This window comes from Amycolatopsis sp. NPDC114503 (assembly GCF_055633655.1).
On sequence record NZ_JBVKDT010000002.1, the window covers coordinates 241,097 to 258,156 of the forward strand.

The following is a 17,060-nucleotide window of genomic DNA, read 5'->3' on the forward strand; positions in this document are numbered from 1 at the left end:
AACGCGGCACCCCGCCGTTCACGGGCAGGGCGGCTGGTAGTCCAGTTCAGGAAAAAAGGCGTCCCATTCGACGCGGCTGATCCGCGGGCGGGCGAGCGCGCAGACCCGTGCCGCGACCCGCTCCAGGCCGGTCTCCCACTGCCGCGCGGTGTGATCGCTCGACGCGGTCAGCACGAACCGCCCGTCCGGGCTGAACGCCGCCCCGGCCACCCCGTCGCCGTGCCCGCTCAGCACCCCCTGGTCGACCGGCTTGCCCGGATCGCTGATCTCCCACAGCCGGACCGTGCGGTCCTGGCCGCCAGTGACGAGCCGGCGGCCGTCCGGGCTGAAGGCCACTCCGTAAACCGCGTCGGAATGTCCGCCGACGATCGCGGTCGTCCGGGGGCTCTTGGGGTCGCCGACCTCCCACAACCGGACGGTGTGGTCGTTGCTTCCGGTGGCGAGATGCCTGCCGTCGGGGCTGAAGGCCAGGCGGCTGATCGCGTCGGTGTGGCCCGTTCCGGCCGCCGCGAGCCGGGGACGCCCGGGATCGGCGACGTCCCACAGCCGGAGCACGCCGTCCTCGGCCCCGGTGGCGAGCAGCCGCCCGTCCGGGCTGAAGGCGACCGAATCCGCGCCGCCGGAATGGCCGGCGGCGACGCCCAGCGGCCGGGGCCGGGACCGGTCGGCGAGGTCCCACAACCGCGCGGTGCCGTCCCAGCTCGCGGTGGCGGCCAGCCGCCCGTCCGGGCTCAGCACGGCCCGGCTCACCGCGGCCGTGTGTCCATTGAGGACACTCAGTTGCCGAGGGCGGGCGGGATCGGAGAGGTCCCACAGCCGCGCGGTCCGATCGCGGCTCGCGGTGATCAGCAACCGCCCGTCGCGGCTGAACTCCGCGGTGAACATCGCGTCCGGCTGCCGGATCGTCGCCAGCGGACGGGGCCGCAGCGGATCGGCCGTGCCGAAGAGGCGGACCGCGTGGTCCATGCTCGCGGTGGCGATCATGCGGCCGTCCGCGGAAAACGCCGCCGAGCTGACGGTGTCCGCGTGGTCGGCGAGCGGGAGGGCGGCCAGGTCCGTCAGCCGGACCGTCCGGTCGCCGGCGCCGGATGCGAGAGTTCCGCCGTCCGGACTGAACGCCAGCGCGTAGACGGTGTTGGTGTGGCCGGCCAGCGCGGCGATCCGCGGCGTCCGGGCCGGATCCGCGACGTCCCAGAGCACGACGGTGTTGTCGTCGCCGGCGGTGGCGAGCAGCTTCCCGTCCGGAGAGAACCGGAGCGCGTTGACGGCGGCGGTGTGTCCGGCGAGGACCGACACCCGCCGCGGCCGTTCCGGATCGCTGACATCCCACAGGTTCGGCGAATAGTCCCGGTCGTCGGCGGTGGCCAGCAGCCGTCCGTCCGGACTGAACGCGGACCTGCTCCGGCCGTCCACAGTAGACACTTTCCTGGGCTGGGCCGGATTGCGCACGTTCCACAGCGCGGTGCCGTTGCCCGGGCCGGTGACGGCGAGCAGCGAACCGTCCGCGCTGAGTTCGGCGGAGCGAACCGTACCCGCCGAGGCCGGGACGGCACCGGCTTCTCTCGGCGCGCGAAGGTCGGTGATATCCCACAGCCGCACCGTTTCGCCGCCGGTGGCGAGCAGGCGGCCGTCCCGGCTGAACGAGACAGCGGTGACGCCCGCGGTGTGTCCGGTGAGGACAGTCAGCTGTCGCGGGCGAGCCGGGTCGGCTAGATCCCACAACCGCACCGCGCGGTCAGCGCCCGCGGTGGCGAGCACCCGGCCGCCCGGCCGGAACCGTGCCGCACCGGCACTGTCGCCGATCGTGCCCAGCTGCCTCGGCTGGAAGGGGTCGGCGACATCCCACAGCCGCACCGTGCGATCGGCGCTCGCGGTGGCGAGCAGCCGCCCGTCCTCGCTGTAGCTCACCGAGTAGACCCGGTCGGCATGCGCGGTGATCCTCGCGGCGTACGGCGTCGCGAACGTACTGAGCAGGCCGTCGCGAGTCTCCGGCATCGGTGCCAGCCGGTACGCGGCGAGGCTCAGCTGCACCGAAAGCGCCGGGTTGGTCGCGCGGATCGCGGCGGCGTCCGCGACCGCCTTGCGGGCGAGCGCGGTGTCGCGCCGTTCGGTCGCGGTGTTCTCCGCTCGCACCGCGACCACGACGGCCCCGGCGGCGAGCAGCAACAGCACCGCGAGAAGCCCGGCTAACTGCTGCAGCCTGCGGGTCCGGCGGCGCGCCGCGGCCTGTTCCCGGGTCCACGCGGCCAGGCTGGCGGCGAGGAATTCCCGCTCCGCCGGATTCAGCGCGCCGTCGTGGTCGCGGGCCCAGTCGTCGGCGAGAGTGAGCCGGGTGCCGCGGTGGAGGGCACCAGGGTCTCGGTCGACCGCCTCCCACGCCTTGGTCGCCTCGGTCAGTTCCCGGTGCACGCGCAGCCCCTCGCGGTCCTCGGCGAGCCAGCCGCTCAGCCGGGGCCAGTTCCGGATCAGCGCTTCGTGGGTGATCTCGACGGTGTCGCGGTCGATGGTGAGCAGCCGAGCCGCGGCCAGCACTTCGAGGACCGCAGTGTCGTCCTCCCCGGTATCCGCTTCGCTGCGGTCGACCCGGCGTTTGGTGTCCTCGGTCCCCTCGCCCAGCGCCGTCAACCGCAGGAACAGCCGTCGCGCGATCTCCCGCTGCTGCTCGGTCAGTGCGGTGTAGACGGTCTCGGCGGTGCGGGCGACCGCGTGTTCGATCCCGCCTGCTGCCTCGTATCCGGCCACGGTCAGCGTCGCGCCGCTTCGCCGCCGCCAGGTCTCCAGCAGCGCGTGCGAAACCAGCGGCAGCACCGAGGGCCTGCCGACCGCGTCCGCGACCAGCCGCGACACCAGCGCCGCCTCCACCATGCATCCCGCCGCCGCGGCGGGCCGGGTGATCGTTTCCCGCAGGTCCTCCGGGGTCATCGGCCCGATGAGCACCTGCGCGCCGCGCAGCGCGTCCACCAGCGCGGGATAACGCGCGCAGTGCCCGTAGAAATCCGCCCTGACGCCGATCACGACACGGGCCCTGCTCGACGGCCCGCTCGCCGCGGTGACGAGCGCGTCGATCAGCCATTCCCGCTCGTCCTCGGCCCGGCAGAGCGTGAAGACTTCCTCGAACTGGTCCACGACGAGCAGCAAGTCCGCATCGGACGGCCGGTCCGCCATCGCCTGCCGGATCAGCAGATGCGCGTGTGCCGGGTCGGCGGCGAGTTCGGCCCGCAGCGCGGGCGCGGACCTCCCGGTCGGCCCGGCGAGCGCGACCGCGAACTCCTCGGCCGGATGCGCGCCGGGGGTCAGCACGACCACCGGGCTGCCGCCGCGCCCGGCCCGCGCCGCGAGCCCCGCCCGCAGCACCGAGGACTTGCCCGAGCCCGAGGCGCCGAACACCCCGGTGAACCGGCGGCGCTCCGCCAGGTCCGCCAGCTCCTCGACCACCCGGTCCCGGCCGAAAAACCGGTCGGCCTCAGCCGCCTGGAACGCGGCGAGCCCCAGGTACGGCGCCCGCTCTTCCGGCTCGTGCTCCTTCTCCGGCCCGGCGGACCGCTCGGCGGCGATCTCGGCGACAAGGGCGTGCCAGCGCTCGCGCCACTCCTCGACGTCGCCGCCGCAGCCGCGCACGTAAGCCAGCGTCACCACGAGACTGGGCACCCTGCGCCCGCTCGCGGCTGTCGACAACGCGGCCACCGAGTAGTTCACCCGCCCGGCGAGCTCGCGGTAGGTGGGGGCGCCCGCTTTGTCCCGCAACCGGCGCAGCCCGGCGGCGAACCTCCCCAGCGCGCTGTCCTCCGCGTCCAGCGGGCGTTCACTACGCGGCACCGTCACGCTCCCTCGACCGATGCCATTGTCGGCAGCCGCGTTGTTCACCGTCCAGCTTTCCGGCGGCAGACAACACTGTTGCCTTACCAAGATCTCCGGCGGACGGCCGGATGCCGTCGGCCCGGGGAGATTCGCGGTTGTCGGGTGCCAAGGCCGGTTGATTTGTCGAATATTCGGCCGAGCGAAGTCTCCTCACTCTTTTCCGCAGCAGAAAGCACGCTTCACTGCCGGATCGGCGATGTCGGGGAACGAAAGCGGAAATCCCGGCGCTTCAGCCATTCCTCACCGCAAGCGGCTGGAGAAGAACGACACGATCTCGCGGACGGCGTCGCCGCGCTGCCGAGCCGGTGTCAGCTTGCCGACGCAGCTCGCGGGCGCGTCGTCCTCCCCGCCGATTTTGCCGGGCGACCATTCAGTGTTGTAGAAGTTGTGGTTCGCGCCGGTGAGCGTCACCGAGCTGGCGTCAGGGTTCTTTCCGACAACATCCTTGACGTATTGCAGTCCTACCGTGCCGACAGCGCCGTCGCAGCTGCTGACGATTACCTTGAACGGCACCCGGGTGACCAGGACATCGCTGTTGTCGTCCTCAGTGGAGTTGAAGTAGACGGGTGCGAGCGGGACGACCGCGCGGATCCGGACGCCGGCGGGCCACTCGGGCGCGTGTTTGTCGGAGGCCTGCCACATCACGCCCTTGCCGCCGCGGGAATGGCCCATCGTTCCGACGCGGGAAAGGTCGACATGTCCGCGGAACCGCCCGAGAGCGCTCTCCAGGGGTCCTTCGCCGCGAGCCAGGTCGCGCCACAGCTGCAAGTGCTTGTTGACCAGGTGCGCGCGGGCGTAGTAGCCCTCGTCGCCGAGGACGTGCGCGTTGATGGCGTTGGCGCTGATCGACACGACGACGAAGCCGCGTTCGGCCAGCTTCTCGCCGAGGTAGTCGTAGCCGCGGTAGCTCGGCAGCGTCCGCTGTCCCGGCGGGCAGGGCCAGTCGCCGCCCGGGGTTTTCGCGACCGGGTCCAGGCAGCTCCACCAGCTGCCGTGCTCCTGGACGATCAGCGGATGCGGGCGGCCGCCGAGGTCGCGCGGATAGTGCACGACGGCGGCCAGCTCCATCGGCACGGACACGGTGGGGTCGTGAAAAGCCTGGTCGCCGAGGTTGTACTCGACGACGCCGACACCCTGCGCGGCTGACGCCTGCGGCGCCGCGACGGTCACCAAGGCCAGCGCCAGTACGGCGAGGGCCATGCGAAGGAAGGTCATGCCGCACAGGGTGCCGAAGAAGTGTCAAGGACTCATGAGCGTCGGCCGGTGCCGTCGCTTCGGAAACCCGGCCGCCGGACGGCGACTTCTGCCAAGGTGGAAGCATCGAGGCGGCGGAAAGGCGGACACGATGCGGATTTGGCTGAGACGGCTGGCGGTGGCAGTGCCGGGACTGTGCCTCGCCGCCTGCACCGGTGCCACCAGCCAGCCGGAATCCGCACCGGCGGCCCCGACGACGCAGGTTTCCTCCCCCGCGCTCGGCGGAAACCAGGACACGGCGCGGTTCGCGGCGACGGCCCGGAAGCGCGCGCAGGAGGCCGGAGTGTCGCCGCGGCTGGTCATGGCGATCCTGTTCAACGAGTCGTACAAACCGCACGACCCGGGTCTCGAGCGCGCCTGGCAACGGATGAAACCGGGAGCCGCGTTCGGGGTCGCGAACATGCACGAAGCGACCTTCAACGCCACGAAAAAGGACAGGGCGTTCGCCGGGCGCGCCTGGGACCAGCTGCCGGACGATCCCGACCTGGCGATCCAGGCCGAAGCCTGGTACCTGCACGACCTTGCCGCGCAGCTGCCCTCGCACCGGTCCGGCCCGATCACCTCCGACGAGCTCCTCGCGCTCGGCTACAACGCCGGGCCGGGCGCGATGAAGACCTTCGCGCGCGGGACCAAACCCGGCCCGCAAGCACAGTCCTATTTGGACACTCTGCGCGGGAACTGGGGCAAGGCGGGGCAGGCGCTCGGCGAGTCCTGAACGGGTTCCCGTCTCTCCGGCTCGGCGGGCCGGGCACTCACCCGGCGCCCGGCGATCTTGACCGACTGGCACCCGTTGCCGGCACGCCGCGGCGTCCAGCGTCGCCAGTGCCTGACCGAGAGGCGCGCCGCCCAGACGGTCGTCGCCCGGAATCCGGAAGCACCGGCGTCCTCAGTGGACACTCCGGCGTACGGTTCGCGCGTGCCCGTGGGAGCGAGCTCATCGCCGAACATCAGTCGCGGGTCAGAAGCGTCCAGTCCGCTGTGGACTCGGCCACGCGGAAGTGCTGCGCCAGGTACCCGCCGTAAATCCGGGTCATCGCCTCGACGGTGTCCTGGCAACAGCCCTGTCCGGCCCGCAGCTTGGGCACGATGACCCACTGCGCGTCCCGGAAGACCTGGTCCGCCGGCGGGTGAGTGCGTTCGTCGAAGCTGATCTCGAGATCCCACCAGAGCGGGCCGCCGGTCACCGGCGCCAGGTCGAGCGCGAACGCGAAGGGGTTGGCCAAGGACATGCTCGCCACGCGATCGCCGGGCCGGAGGTGGCGGCGCAGCAACGCGAGACCGTCGTCGAGCATCGCCGGGACCTCGGAGGCGTTGCGGTACGCGGTCTGCCACGTCGCGTCCGCCGGTACGGCGAAGTCCCCGAGGTGCGGGCTGGCGATCCGCTGCGACGGCGGAGGAACGGCGACGACATCTCGGCGTGCCGCGCTGATGCCGAGCGCCAGCGCGTCCTTCCCGGCGATCGGAGCCGTCGTCACGATGAGCAGCAGCACGAGCCCGGCGAGCAACGGCACCGGAATCCGGCGGCTGCCGTCTCCTCCGGTCCAGCGCGGCAGTTCCGGTTTCAAGACCGCCACGAGCACCAGTGGGATGACGACAAGTGCGGCGAGGTCGGACTTTTCCGGACTGTCCGCGGCGGAGATCACGACGCTCGAACCGAGCACGAACAAGGTGATCAAGAGAAGACGCCACGGCCGCGCCGGTTCTCCACGCCGTCGGGCGAGGAAGAAGAGACCGGCCACGACGAGCAAGGCGAGCGCGCCGACCGGAGCGTTGTACGCCACGGCGTGCAGCAGCAGGCTCAGCCGTTTTCCGCTGCCCTGCGCGGCGAACGCCGTCGCGACGTCGCCCGCGTAGCCGATCGGGCTGATCCCGAAACCCAGCCAAAACACCGTCGCGATCAAGCCGAAACCGGCGACCGTGCCAAGGATCTCCCGCGCGGCGAGGGTTCGCAGGAAAAGCCCGAGCACTACCGCGACCACGCCCATCAGGAAGAAGTTCGCCTTGTCGTAGGCGAGCAGTCCGAGCAACAGGCCGAGAACGGCGCCGTCGGCCAGCGGCCGCCGTGTGCGCGGCCGGAGCAGCACGGCGAGCAGGAGCGCGGAGTAGAGCAGCCAGCCGAATTTGTTGTAGAGCATCGCGTAGGTCGTCGTGCCCGGCGAGTAGCCCGGCGGCCGGACGGAAATGACCAGCAGGGCCATGAATACGGTGAATCCTGTCGCATACCCGCCGGGCAACCGCCGATGGGAAACGTATCCGGCGAGCCCCGCCGCGACCGGGAGAAACAGCAAACAGCCGTACGTGACCGCCGCAAGCGACGGCACCGCTTGCATCTGCATGCCGAGCGAAGCGAGCACATAGACCAGCGGGCCGATGGCGTTCGAGAAATCAGTTCCCGGAACCTGCCCCTGCGCGATCCGGTAGCCGCCGTCCAGCAGGATGAAATTGTCCCACGGCGCCACGAGCGCGACCGGGCCGAGCCACCAGGAGTACAGGCCCAGCAGGACAACGCCGGTCACCGTCAGCAGCGGCCACCGCACGCGCCGGCGCGCTTCGGACGCGGAAAAATCGGAATCTCCGAGACGGACATCATTTTCTGCCGACATGCGTTTCCCATCCCCGGGATTGGCTCGACTGATCATTTCGAGACGGCAGAGATCCGGCCGCCCCGCGATGCCTCGTAATCGAGACGGAAACGTCAGGCGTTACATTCGCCCGCCAGCCATTTCCAGAAGAGAAACTTATCAACCAGATAAATTATTGCACTATTTTCCACCGCTCCGGCAGCGGGATAATTGAGACCTGCGAGCGCTCCCGGTGTGCTGCCGACGCCGACGAGGAGGACGCATCGACACAGAGCAATTATTGACTCGCACACCGCAATCTCGGACATGGAGCCGGGGCCCGCCCGGCCCTACGGTTCATACCGTGGCTGATATTTCCGCGAACGACCCGTTGCCCCGCCCCGAGCCCTTCGCCCTCCGCGTCGCCGACGAGGATCTGGCCGATCTGCGGGCCAGGCTGGACCGAGTCCGGCTTCCCGAACACGAGACCGTGCCCGACGCGGCCCAGGGAATCCAGCTGGCGCATTTGGCGACTCTGCTGACCGCCTGGCGGGAACACGACTGGCACGCGCGGCAGGAGCAGTGGAACGCCATCCCCCTTTACCGGGCGGTTCTCGACGGCCTGAGCATCGCGTTCTGGCACGTGCGCTCCCCCGAGCCGGACGCGGTTCCCCTGGTGCTGACGCACGGCTGGCCCGGTTCGATCCTCGAGTTCGAGAACGTCGTCGGGCCGCTGAGCGATCCGGTCGCGCACGGCGGTTCCGCGCACGACGCCTTCCACCTGGTGATCCCGGCGCTGCCCGGGTTCGGCTTCAGCGAGCGGCCCCGGGAACAAGGCTGGAATCCCGGCCGCACCGCACGAGCGTGGGCGCAGTTGATGACGGTGCTCGGCTATCCGCGGTTCGGCGCGCACGGCGGGGACTGGGGCGCGTTCGTGAGCACCGAACTCGCGAGGATCGTTCCCGAGCGCGTCGCGGGCCTGCACCTCACGATGCCGGTGGCCTCGCCGATGCCCGACGACCTGCTCGCGCCCAGCCCCGCCGAACAACGCGTCCTCGACCGGCGCACGCTGCACCTGACCGACGGCTACGGCTTCGGGATGCAAATGAGCACGCGCCCGCAGACCTTGGGTTACTCGCTGGTCGACTCCCCCGCCGGGCTCGCCGCGTGGCTGGGCGAGAAATTCGCCGCCTACTCGGACAACCGGCCCGAAACCGGCGGCGGCGTAAGCATTTCGCAGCAGGTCGACAACATCGCGCTGTACTGGCTGACCGGCACCGGAGCGTCTTCTTCCCGCTGGTACTGGGAAGCGATGCGCTGGGTGCCCCGAAGCGCCGAAGCGGAGAACGCGCAACCGGTGACCGTGCCGACCGCCTGCTCGCTCTTCCCGGCCGATCCCTGGCCGACCGTCCGGCACTGGGCGGAGCGCCGGTACCTCGATCTGCGCTCCTGGCACGAACTCGACCGCGGCGGCCACTTCCCCGGCCTGGAACAGCCGGATCTGCTGGTGTCCGAGATCAGGGAAGCGTTCCGGCACACGCGAAAGCTCCGGGCCGTTTCCTGATGCCGTCCCGGTCAGGAATCGCGGTACGCCGAAGGCCGCATCCCCGTGTGCCGCAGGAAAGCCGTCGACAGCACGGCCGGACCGGCGAAACCGCATCGCCCGGCGATCTGGGAGATCGTCAGATCGGTGTCGCGCAACAGCCGTTTCGCCTCGTCGATCCGCAGCCGGGTCAGATACCGGTACGGCGTCGCCCCGGTCGCCTCTTTGAAGACCCGCACCAGGTGGTAGACGCTCAGGTGCACTTCTCCGGCGAGATCGGCGAGGGTGATCGGCTCGGCGAGCCGCTCGCGCATCGCCGCGACCACCGCCCGGACCCGCGGGTTCTCCCGCTTCGGCCGCGCCCCGGCGGACAGGCCGGCATGGCGGGTGAGCAGCTGCATCGTCAGGAACGCCGCCGCGGACTCGGCGTACAGATCGTCGGCCTCGGCCGCGCCGCCGAGGGTTCGGACGAGCTCCTCGACCAGCGGATCCCCGGCTGCCACCGACGCGGCCATCGCAGCGAAGTCCACCGCGGCGCCGCCGAGCTGCGCCGCCGCCGCGTCGACGGTGGCACGCGGAAGGTGGACCTGCACGCTGTTCAGCACCCTGTCCGCCCGATAGCGGCGCACGGCGGACTGGTCCGGAAGCATCAGCTCGACCCGTCCCGGCGTCCAGGGCGTGCGATCCCACCGGCCGCCTCTGCGCGTCTCCATCACCGCGGATCCCCCGGCCGGCAGTACCAGGTGCAGATCCGCCGCGGCCGGGAGTTCCATTTCCTCGGCCGCGGCGACGTGCTCGAACCGCTGCACGAGCAGCGACTCCCAGCCGGAATCCTCCCAGCTGCAGTACGTCCGCCGCACGTAACGGCCCATTTCGAAACCGGCGTACGGCTGGAGATCCAGCCGCGTGGAGTCGAACACCATGATTCACAGGCTAGCGACGCTCGACACCAGGAGGTTCCATGACCGCCGCACGCACCGCAGCCCAGGCCTTGCACGCCGCCGTCCGGAGGCGGGACAAGGCTGCCTGGCTGGCTCTTTTCGCCGCGGACGCCCTGGTCGAAGACCCGGTCGGCCCCTCGCATTTCGACCCGGAAGGCAACGGGCACCGGGGCCGCGACGCCATCTCGGCGTTCTGGGACCTGGCCATCGCGCCGAACGAATCGATCGAGTTCCTGTTCGACGATTCCTTCGCCTGCGGGAACGAAGTCGCCTTCACCGGCCACGTCCGCAGCCTGCACGAGGGCCAGGTGCTCGAGGCCGAGGGCGTTTTCGTCTACCGGGTGGACGAGGCGGGGAAGATCGCCGCCGTGCGCGCCTTCTGGGAAGCCGAGCGCACCATGCGGACGATGCGGCCTGCCTGACCGCTACGCGCGGCCTGAGAGATTGAGACGGGCCACGGTCCTCCGCCAGGACAGCCAGAACGCCACGTACGGAATCCCGGCGAGCAAGCCCACCGCGGAAAGGCCGAGGCCTGTCCCGAAGATCGCATGAGTGTCGCTCAAATCGGAGTACGCCGTTTCGTGCATGTAACTGACGACCCCCGCGACTTCCACGACGGCTCCGACAGTGATCAGCACCACCGCGGCCGCGGTCAGGCGCATGAGGCGTTTTTCCCAAACCAGCCGAGGGGCCGCGGGGCTCCGCTCATCCTTCGGGACTCGCAGCCGAGCCACCGCCGCCATCACGCCGGCCACCAAACCCAGCACGGTGAAGCCCATCCCGAAAGTGAAGGCAGCAGCGGCACCGAAATTGAACCCGGCGTCCAACGGCGTGGTGATGCGCATGACGAATCCCATGCCCTGCAGCACGGCCCCGGCGACGAGGATCCAGATCGCGACGAACGTCAAGGTCCTGACAGTAGTTGTTCTCATGTTCCCTTCCGGCTGAATGACGCCTCCCGCTCGGCAACCCGGCTGCCGGTTCGCAGCGCAAGCTTGCCTTGCGGTCCCCTCCTGATCACCCAGCCGCTCGCGTCGAAACGCGTGAACAACTGATTTCAGGCAAAAGCATCTTATCCGGTCGCAACCTGCCTGGAGGGGCCATATAACGGTGTCGCCAAATGGTTACCGAAGAACGCCGGGCAAGCAGCATCGCGCGCTTCGGTGCGCCGCTCCTGCTCAGCCCTCGCGCGGGGCGGGGATCACGACTCCGTCAGCGGGCCGGTTGCCGCGATAACGGGCCACCGCGACCCGGACCCCGTTGCGGAAGGCGTCCGGCATCGCCGCGAGGACGGTGCTGTGCGGCATCGGACGCGGAACGTCGAGCCCGGTCATCGGCCGCGCGAGGCCGATTCCGCGGACCGTCCAGCGCGGCTGCCCGTCCTTGTCCAGGTCGGTGAATTCCAGCGAGACCGGACGCATCGCCGCCACGCGCACGAGCCCGCTGTCCGGCCCGGTCGGGATCAGGACGTCGCCCGCGTCGAGAAGGAGGCACACGCGCGGGACCGGCTGGAGGCCGTCGATCGCGACGATGCCGCGGCGGCCGCGTTCGGGCGACCGGAGCAGCCGGACGCATTCGCGATGCGTCAGCTCGACGTCGTCCATCGCTCCGCTCCTCCCCTGCGCCGTGTCCCGATTCCACCTCGCGACGGGCGGGAACGCCCACCGCCGGACGTCACTTCCTCAAGGGACTCAAGGCCTTCACTGCCTTCAAGACCTTCGCTGTCCGGGGCTGCTTGCCCGCTGATCAACTATTCGCCGGAAAAGTCGATCACGCCAGCCCTGTTCACCGGGTCGTGACCCGCCCGCACCGGGCGCGGTGCTAGCCGCGGCCGTCCCACGGGCTTCCGGCACCCGTTCGGGTCGCGCTGCCGCCGGGCGGCAGGTCGAGGATGCCGAGCAGGCTTGGGTCCTCGTCGACGGCGTGATGCAGGTGCCCGGTCTTGGCGGTGCCGCGGTCGAGGTCCGAGGCGCCGAGGAGTTGCCAGACGCCGTCACCGCCGTGGCGGACCCGCAGAATCGGCTCGCGGCGTTCGAAGACCTCGGCGCTCTGGACGCAGGCCGTCCGCAGCAGCCAATGCAACAGCCACCAGGCGCGCCGGTCGCGCTCCATGACCAGGTCGGCGACCGCCCAGACGAACGGCAGGTCCCCGTGGACGCGCGCCTTCTCCGCGGTCAGGTGCGGGCCGCCCTCCGGGACGCGCTCGAAGGGCTCGTCGACCAGGGAGAACGCGTGCCCGTCCCCGTCGTCGAAGATGACGGCGTGGAAGGTTCCGCCGCCCGGATTGCCCGCCCCGATCCCGACCGAAATGCGGGCGACGTGCGGTTCCGCCCCGGTGGTCCAGCCGAGCGCGTACGAAGCCAGCTCTCCCCGGGGCCCGACGAACTCGCCGAACGCCCGCCGGTCCATGCCGGTGACCGCGCTGGTCGGCACCTCGACCAGCGCACCCTCCACTACCTCGATGTCCACTGGCGGAAGATAGCGGACCAGCCGGCCGAACCGACTGCGGCGTCGTGAGTACGGTGGCGCGATGGACGCCCGGGATTGGCACGCACTGCCTGGACCGACGTGGTATCGGCCGGCCGAAGCCGCTGGTGCCGCGAGAGATCTGGCCAGGTCGGCGTCCGCGGAGGAGGCCGCCTCGGCGGTCCGCCGCTTGGTCGCCGCGGTGGGCAACGACCACGCCGGGACCCTGTACCCGGCCGCGGTCCCGGCGGTGCGCGTTCTGCTGAGGGTCGTCCGAGACCTGCCGGGCAAGCCGCGCGCCGCGGTACTGAACACGTTGCTGGACTGGTGGGGCTGTTTCGCCCCGGAGCCCGGATATGCCAGCTACCACGGCGACGACGGGCAGCCGGTCGACCTGACCGAGGCGGTGGAACACCAGATCCGCAGCGCGGCGGGGATGGTGCGCGCCGTGGCCGACGACCGCTCGGAAAGCGACGACGTCCGGAAGATGGCCGAGGACTTGCTGGCGCAACTGGAGGCGGGAAGCTGGTCGGACCTGGTCGCTGACGGCTGACGGGCGGATCTTGCCCTGTCGACGGACATCCGCTCGCGCAGGCAGGGACCCCGACCGGCCCGGCCGTGCGCCCGTCCGGATCAGACGCGGTCCCGGCGGATGGCCGCGTTGATCCGCGCGCCCTCGGACTGGCTCACCGGGCGCTGCGGAGCGCTGAACCGCCTCGCCGTCCGGATCGGCGAGGCGGGCGTTGCACTACCGGGCGTCGCGGGAAGTCGGGCAGTTCCTGCAGCTCGCCCGGCGGGTCAGCGCGACTGCGGCGGAGTCCTGCGCCACGGTGTCGGCCGGGTGGTCGGCCGCGTCCCGCATCCAGCTCGGCAGGTACTTCGGGTCAGCCTTGATCGGCGCGGGCACCGACGGGGTTGAGCCGCAGGCCGCCAACGCAGGCCGCACCGGCAGGAGATGACGGACAGCGACGCGAAGCGGCCTCCCGGCGATCTGCTCGCCCGCCGCCGACCTCAGGGGTCTTTGCTCGTCCCGTTCCGTCTTAGCGCTGGCTGCGCGTCGCTGTCCAGATGCCGTGCAAGCCGAGCTCATCGACGGCAAGGGCGCGCTGACCCGCCGTCGTCAGCCCGCGCACCGACCAAGGCCCGCATGGTCTGGGCGCGGCGGGGTACCCGTCGGGTGAACCGCACGTTCCCGGCGACGGTCAGGAGGACCCCATGCTCGCGCTGCTCGGTCTGCTGTTGGTGATCTGGCTGGCATGCATCGTGCTCGGAGTGGTGATCAAGGGCCTGTTCTGGCTGATCGTGGTCGGCGCGGTCCTGTTCGTGGCGACCGCCGCGGTCGGTTTCGCCAAACGGGAGGCGCTGGGGCGCGGACGCTGACCGCCGCGGCCCGGGCCGAAACCTCTCGGCGGCGAGACGATCGCAACACCCCGGCCAGCCCTTCCCGGCTTAGGCTGGTGCCATGGCCGACACGACACCGCCGACTCCGCAGGAAGCGTTCGACCTGCTCATGGCCGGCAACCAGCGCTTCGTCACGAGCGCCCCGGAACACCCCAACCAGGACGCTGCCCGGCGCGCCGCGATCGCACCGAACCAGTCCCCGTTCGCGGTCCTGTTCGGCTGTTCCGACTCCCGCCTCGCCGCCGAGATCATTTTCGACCGCGGTCTCGGCGACCTGTTCGTCGTGCGCACCGCGGGCCAGGTGATCGGCTCGGAGGTCCTCGGCAGCATCGAATACGGCGTCGACCTGCTGAACTGCCCGCTCGTCGTCGTACTCGGCCACGACTCCTGCGGTGCCGTCGGCGCGGCCAGGGCAGCGCTGGAGGACGGGCTCGCGCCGGTCGGCTACGTCCGCGACGTCGTCGAGAAGGTGACCCCCAGCGTGCTCGCCGCACGGGCGGCGGGCCGGGTCGAGCCGCACGAAATCCTCGCCGAGCACGTCAAGCACACCGTCGACCTGTTGCTGGACCGCTCCCGCGTGCTCGCCGACCGGGTCGCGGACGGGCGGGCCGCCGTCGTCGGCCTGCGCTACCGCCTGGCCGACGGCAGCGCCGAAGTCGTGGCCGCGCACGGCATCGACGCGCCCGCCGCCAACTCCCTGGCCTGAGCGACCGGCTTCGCCGCCTCGCGATGCCCTGCGGGGCGGCGAAGCCCGCTCGCGGGTCTCATGTGGACAGATCGAGAGGGCGGCTTTTCGGGCAGCGTCCGTGCGCGTACAAGGCGGCACCGCAACGATTTCGCTCCTGGACCGGGATGAGATCGTCTCCGACGCCATAAACTGGCGCGCACGGACTCCCCTGATGCTCTGGCCGCAAGGTGCCGACCGGCCGATCGACGCCGCCCGCGCGGCCTCGTCCGGGACGTCGATCACGGCGGGCTCGGCGGCCGGGATTCGGGCGGCGGCGGAAGCGCTCGAGAAAAGCGCATACCGCCGCGAGCCCAGGAAGGTCGCAGCCGAGATCGCCGACCGTCCCGGCCCCGTTGCCGAGATCGCCCAGCCGCAGCAACGATCTGCCTGCCGCCCGCACCGGCTGGACAGCGACCTTCCTGGCGCACGCTTCTCGACAGAGCCGCGGGTGCTGGCCCCCGCTCAGCCACCAGCCAGCACCCGGTGGGCCAGTCAGCGACCGGACATCTCGAATCCGACCTCGGCCAGCGCCTCCTCGGCAGCCTCCCGGTCCTGCTCGTCGCTGCCGCCGGAAACGCCCAGCCCGCCGACGCACTGGCCGTTCTCCACGATCGGACAACCGCCGCCCATCGCCGTCATCCGCGGGTGACCGACCAGCAGCGCGACCTTCGGGTCGGCGACGTACTCGTTCCACGTATGGGTCGGGATGCGGAAGGACGCCGCGGTCCAAGCCTTCTCGAACGCGACCTCGGCGGTGAGGAACGGCGCGTCGTCGGCCCGTTCGAAGGCCTTCAGATGCCCGCCCGGGTCGGTGATCGCGAAGCCGATCCAGGCAGCGGCGGCCCGCACCGCGGCGATGAGCGCGGCGGCTGCGGCCTGGATGACCGACGGCGCGGGCACTGATTTCGCGAAGGTATTCATCGCACTTCCTTGTCCGGCAAGCGTTTCACCGCAGCGGCGACGCTGAAGTCGGGGCCACGCAGGTGACGACGCTCTTCTCCGCGATCAGCAGCTCCCGGACCGCCGGGCCGATCTCGTTCTTCCAGCGGGCATGCTGGTAGACGGCCTCGTAAAGCGCCTCGCTCTGCGCCTCGTCCTCGAAACGGCGCATCCAGACGTAGCCGTCCTCGTGTTCGGCGTCCACAAAGGACGCAGTCACGTCCATGCCCAGCGCGGCCTGGAACGGGATGACCACGTCTTCCATGTAGCGCACCCACTCCGCGCGACGCCCGGGCCGGGCCTGGTAGTGGCGGATTTCGTAATACACAGCCGGATCACTCCGCCACTTCGAGGACGAGCTTGCCGCGAGTGCGGCCAGCCTCACCGCGAGCGTGGGCTGCGGCGGCCTGCTCGAGCGGGAAGGTTCCTCCACCTCGACGACGACCTCGCCGGCGTCGATCAGGCCCGCGATCGCGGCCAGCGCGGCACCGTCCGGCTCGACCAAGAACGGCGTGACGCGCACCTCGGCCGCTTTGGCCGCCTGGGCCAGTTCTGGCGAAACACCGGACGGGACGGCGACCAGCAGGCCGCCAGGACGCAGGACCTGGAGCGAACGGGTGCTGGTCCGGTCCTGCGCGTCGCCGACCAGATCGATGACGACGTCCACGTCGGCGACGGCTTCCTCGAAACGCGTGGCGGTGTAGTCGATGGTCTCGTCGGCGCCGAGTTCCTTCAGCCACGGATGCCGGGCGTCGCTGGCGGTGGCGATCACGTAGGCGCCGAGGTGCCGCGCGAACTGGACCGCGAAGTGGCCCACGCCGCCGGCGGCGGCCGTGACGAGGACGCGTTGGCCAGCCTGTACGCCGGCGGTGTCGACCAACGCCTGCCAGGCGGTCAGCGCCGCCAGCGGCACGGCGGCCGCGTGCACGTGGTCAATGCTGGCCGGTTTGCGGGCCCACTGGCGGGCCGGCGCCGTGACGTACTCGGCGTAACCGCCCGCGGCGCGCGGGAACCACGGCATGGCGTAGACCTCGTCGCCCGGCGCGAGCGTGGTGACGCCGAAGCCGACTTCCTCGACGACGCCGGACACGTCCCAGCCCAGGATCAGCGGGAACGTCTGCATCCCCGCCATTCCCTTGCCCTCGCGGGTCTTCCAGTCCACCGGGTTGATCCCGGCGGCGTGCACGCGCACCAGCACCTCGGTCGGCAACGGCCCCGGCCGCTCGACCTGCTCGACGGTCAGCGCCTCCGGCCCGCCGAATTCCCGGATCACGACTGCCCGCATGTGTTCGCTCATGGTGTTCTCGCTCATTCCCGTCCTACTCCGGTCCTGCGCCCGGACTGCGGCGCAGGACCAGAATGGCGCGCGC

16 protein-coding genes are annotated in these 17,060 nt (G+C 70.9%); 6 read left to right on the forward strand and 10 right to left on the reverse strand.

All coding sequences use genetic code 11. The features are described from left to right. Positions 1-18: 18 nt before the first annotated feature. Positions 19-3,816: an nSTAND1 domain-containing NTPase gene (locus ACZ7OI_RS08950; protein ID WP_470263615.1), complete on the reverse strand. Its 3,798-nt coding sequence runs from the start codon at positions 3,814-3,816 to the stop codon at positions 19-21. A 282-nt stretch (positions 3,817-4,098) separates the two neighbouring features. Then, the gene (locus tag ACZ7OI_RS08955) at positions 4,099-5,073 is read right to left on the reverse strand and encodes an alpha/beta hydrolase family protein (protein WP_470263616.1); all 975 of its coding nucleotides are present in this window, start codon (positions 5,071-5,073) and stop codon (positions 4,099-4,101) included. Positions 5,074-5,203: 130 nt separating this feature from the next. Between ACZ7OI_RS08955 and ACZ7OI_RS08960 the strand changes: the two genes are divergently transcribed. After that, the gene (locus ACZ7OI_RS08960; RefSeq protein WP_470263617.1) at positions 5,204-5,827 is read left to right on the forward strand and encodes a transglycosylase SLT domain-containing protein; all 624 of its coding nucleotides are present in this window, start codon (positions 5,204-5,206) and stop codon (positions 5,825-5,827) included. A gap of 232 nt (positions 5,828-6,059) precedes the next feature. Here ACZ7OI_RS08960 and ACZ7OI_RS08965 read toward each other — a convergent pair whose 3' ends face one another. Continuing rightward, positions 6,060-7,715, reverse strand: a complete 1,656-nt coding sequence (locus tag ACZ7OI_RS08965; protein WP_470263618.1) for a hypothetical protein — start codon at positions 7,713-7,715, stop codon at positions 6,060-6,062. A 322-nt stretch (positions 7,716-8,037) separates the two neighbouring features. On the opposite strand from ACZ7OI_RS08965, the gene ACZ7OI_RS08970 reads away from it, so the two are divergent. After that, positions 8,038-9,237 (forward strand): epoxide hydrolase family protein, encoded by a 1,200-nt coding sequence (locus ACZ7OI_RS08970; protein ID WP_470263619.1) that lies wholly within the window; start codon positions 8,038-8,040, stop codon positions 9,235-9,237. An 11-nt stretch (positions 9,238-9,248) separates the two neighbouring features. Here ACZ7OI_RS08970 and ACZ7OI_RS08975 read toward each other — a convergent pair whose 3' ends face one another. Next, positions 9,249-10,139, reverse strand: coding sequence for a helix-turn-helix domain-containing protein (locus ACZ7OI_RS08975; protein WP_470263620.1), 891 nt, complete (start codon positions 10,137-10,139; stop codon positions 9,249-9,251). A 38-nt stretch (positions 10,140-10,177) separates the two neighbouring features. Between ACZ7OI_RS08975 and ACZ7OI_RS08980 the strand changes: the two genes are divergently transcribed. Then, a complete protein-coding gene (locus ACZ7OI_RS08980; protein WP_470263621.1) occupies positions 10,178-10,579 on the forward strand; it encodes a nuclear transport factor 2 family protein in 402 nt (133 codons plus the stop codon). Positions 10,580-10,582: 3 nt separating this feature from the next. Here the strand turns inward: ACZ7OI_RS08980 and ACZ7OI_RS08985 are convergent, their stop codons facing one another. From ACZ7OI_RS08985 to ACZ7OI_RS08995, 3 genes are all read right to left on the reverse strand, one after another. After that, positions 10,583-11,065: a hypothetical protein gene (locus tag ACZ7OI_RS08985; protein ID WP_470263622.1), complete on the reverse strand. Its 483-nt coding sequence runs from the start codon at positions 11,063-11,065 to the stop codon at positions 10,583-10,585. Between the two features lie 270 nt (positions 11,066-11,335). After that, positions 11,336-11,761, reverse strand: coding sequence for a hypothetical protein (locus ACZ7OI_RS08990; protein ID WP_470263623.1), 426 nt, complete (start codon positions 11,759-11,761; stop codon positions 11,336-11,338). A gap of 217 nt (positions 11,762-11,978) precedes the next feature. After that, positions 11,979-12,626, reverse strand: coding sequence for a hypothetical protein (locus ACZ7OI_RS08995; RefSeq protein ID WP_470263624.1), 648 nt, complete (start codon positions 12,624-12,626; stop codon positions 11,979-11,981). A gap of 61 nt (positions 12,627-12,687) precedes the next feature. Between ACZ7OI_RS08995 and ACZ7OI_RS09000 the strand changes: the two genes are divergently transcribed. Beyond that, complete coding sequence (locus tag ACZ7OI_RS09000) at positions 12,688-13,176, forward strand: hypothetical protein (RefSeq protein WP_470263625.1); 489 nt, start codon at positions 12,688-12,690, stop codon at positions 13,174-13,176. A gap of 195 nt (positions 13,177-13,371) precedes the next feature. Here ACZ7OI_RS09000 and ACZ7OI_RS09005 read toward each other — a convergent pair whose 3' ends face one another. Continuing rightward, positions 13,372-13,569 (reverse strand): hypothetical protein, encoded by a 198-nt coding sequence (locus tag ACZ7OI_RS09005; protein WP_470263626.1) that lies wholly within the window; start codon positions 13,567-13,569, stop codon positions 13,372-13,374. 269 nt (positions 13,570-13,838) lie between these two features. On the opposite strand from ACZ7OI_RS09005, the gene ACZ7OI_RS09010 reads away from it, so the two are divergent. Beyond that, entirely contained in the window at positions 13,839-14,003 is a 165-nt protein-coding gene (locus ACZ7OI_RS09010; RefSeq protein ID WP_470263627.1) for a hypothetical protein, read from the forward strand. 82 nt (positions 14,004-14,085) lie between these two features. Further along, positions 14,086-14,730 (forward strand): carbonic anhydrase, encoded by a 645-nt coding sequence (locus ACZ7OI_RS09015; protein ID WP_470263628.1) that lies wholly within the window; start codon positions 14,086-14,088, stop codon positions 14,728-14,730. Positions 14,731-15,243: 513 nt separating this feature from the next. Here ACZ7OI_RS09015 and ACZ7OI_RS09020 read toward each other — a convergent pair. Then, positions 15,244-15,672, reverse strand: a complete 429-nt coding sequence (locus tag ACZ7OI_RS09020) for a GlcG/HbpS family heme-binding protein (RefSeq protein WP_470263629.1) — start codon at positions 15,670-15,672, stop codon at positions 15,244-15,246. A gap of 25 nt (positions 15,673-15,697) precedes the next feature. Then, the gene (locus ACZ7OI_RS09025) at positions 15,698-17,002 is read right to left on the reverse strand and encodes an alcohol dehydrogenase catalytic domain-containing protein (RefSeq protein WP_470263630.1); all 1,305 of its coding nucleotides are present in this window, start codon (positions 17,000-17,002) and stop codon (positions 15,698-15,700) included. Positions 17,003-17,060 lie beyond the last annotated feature (58 nt).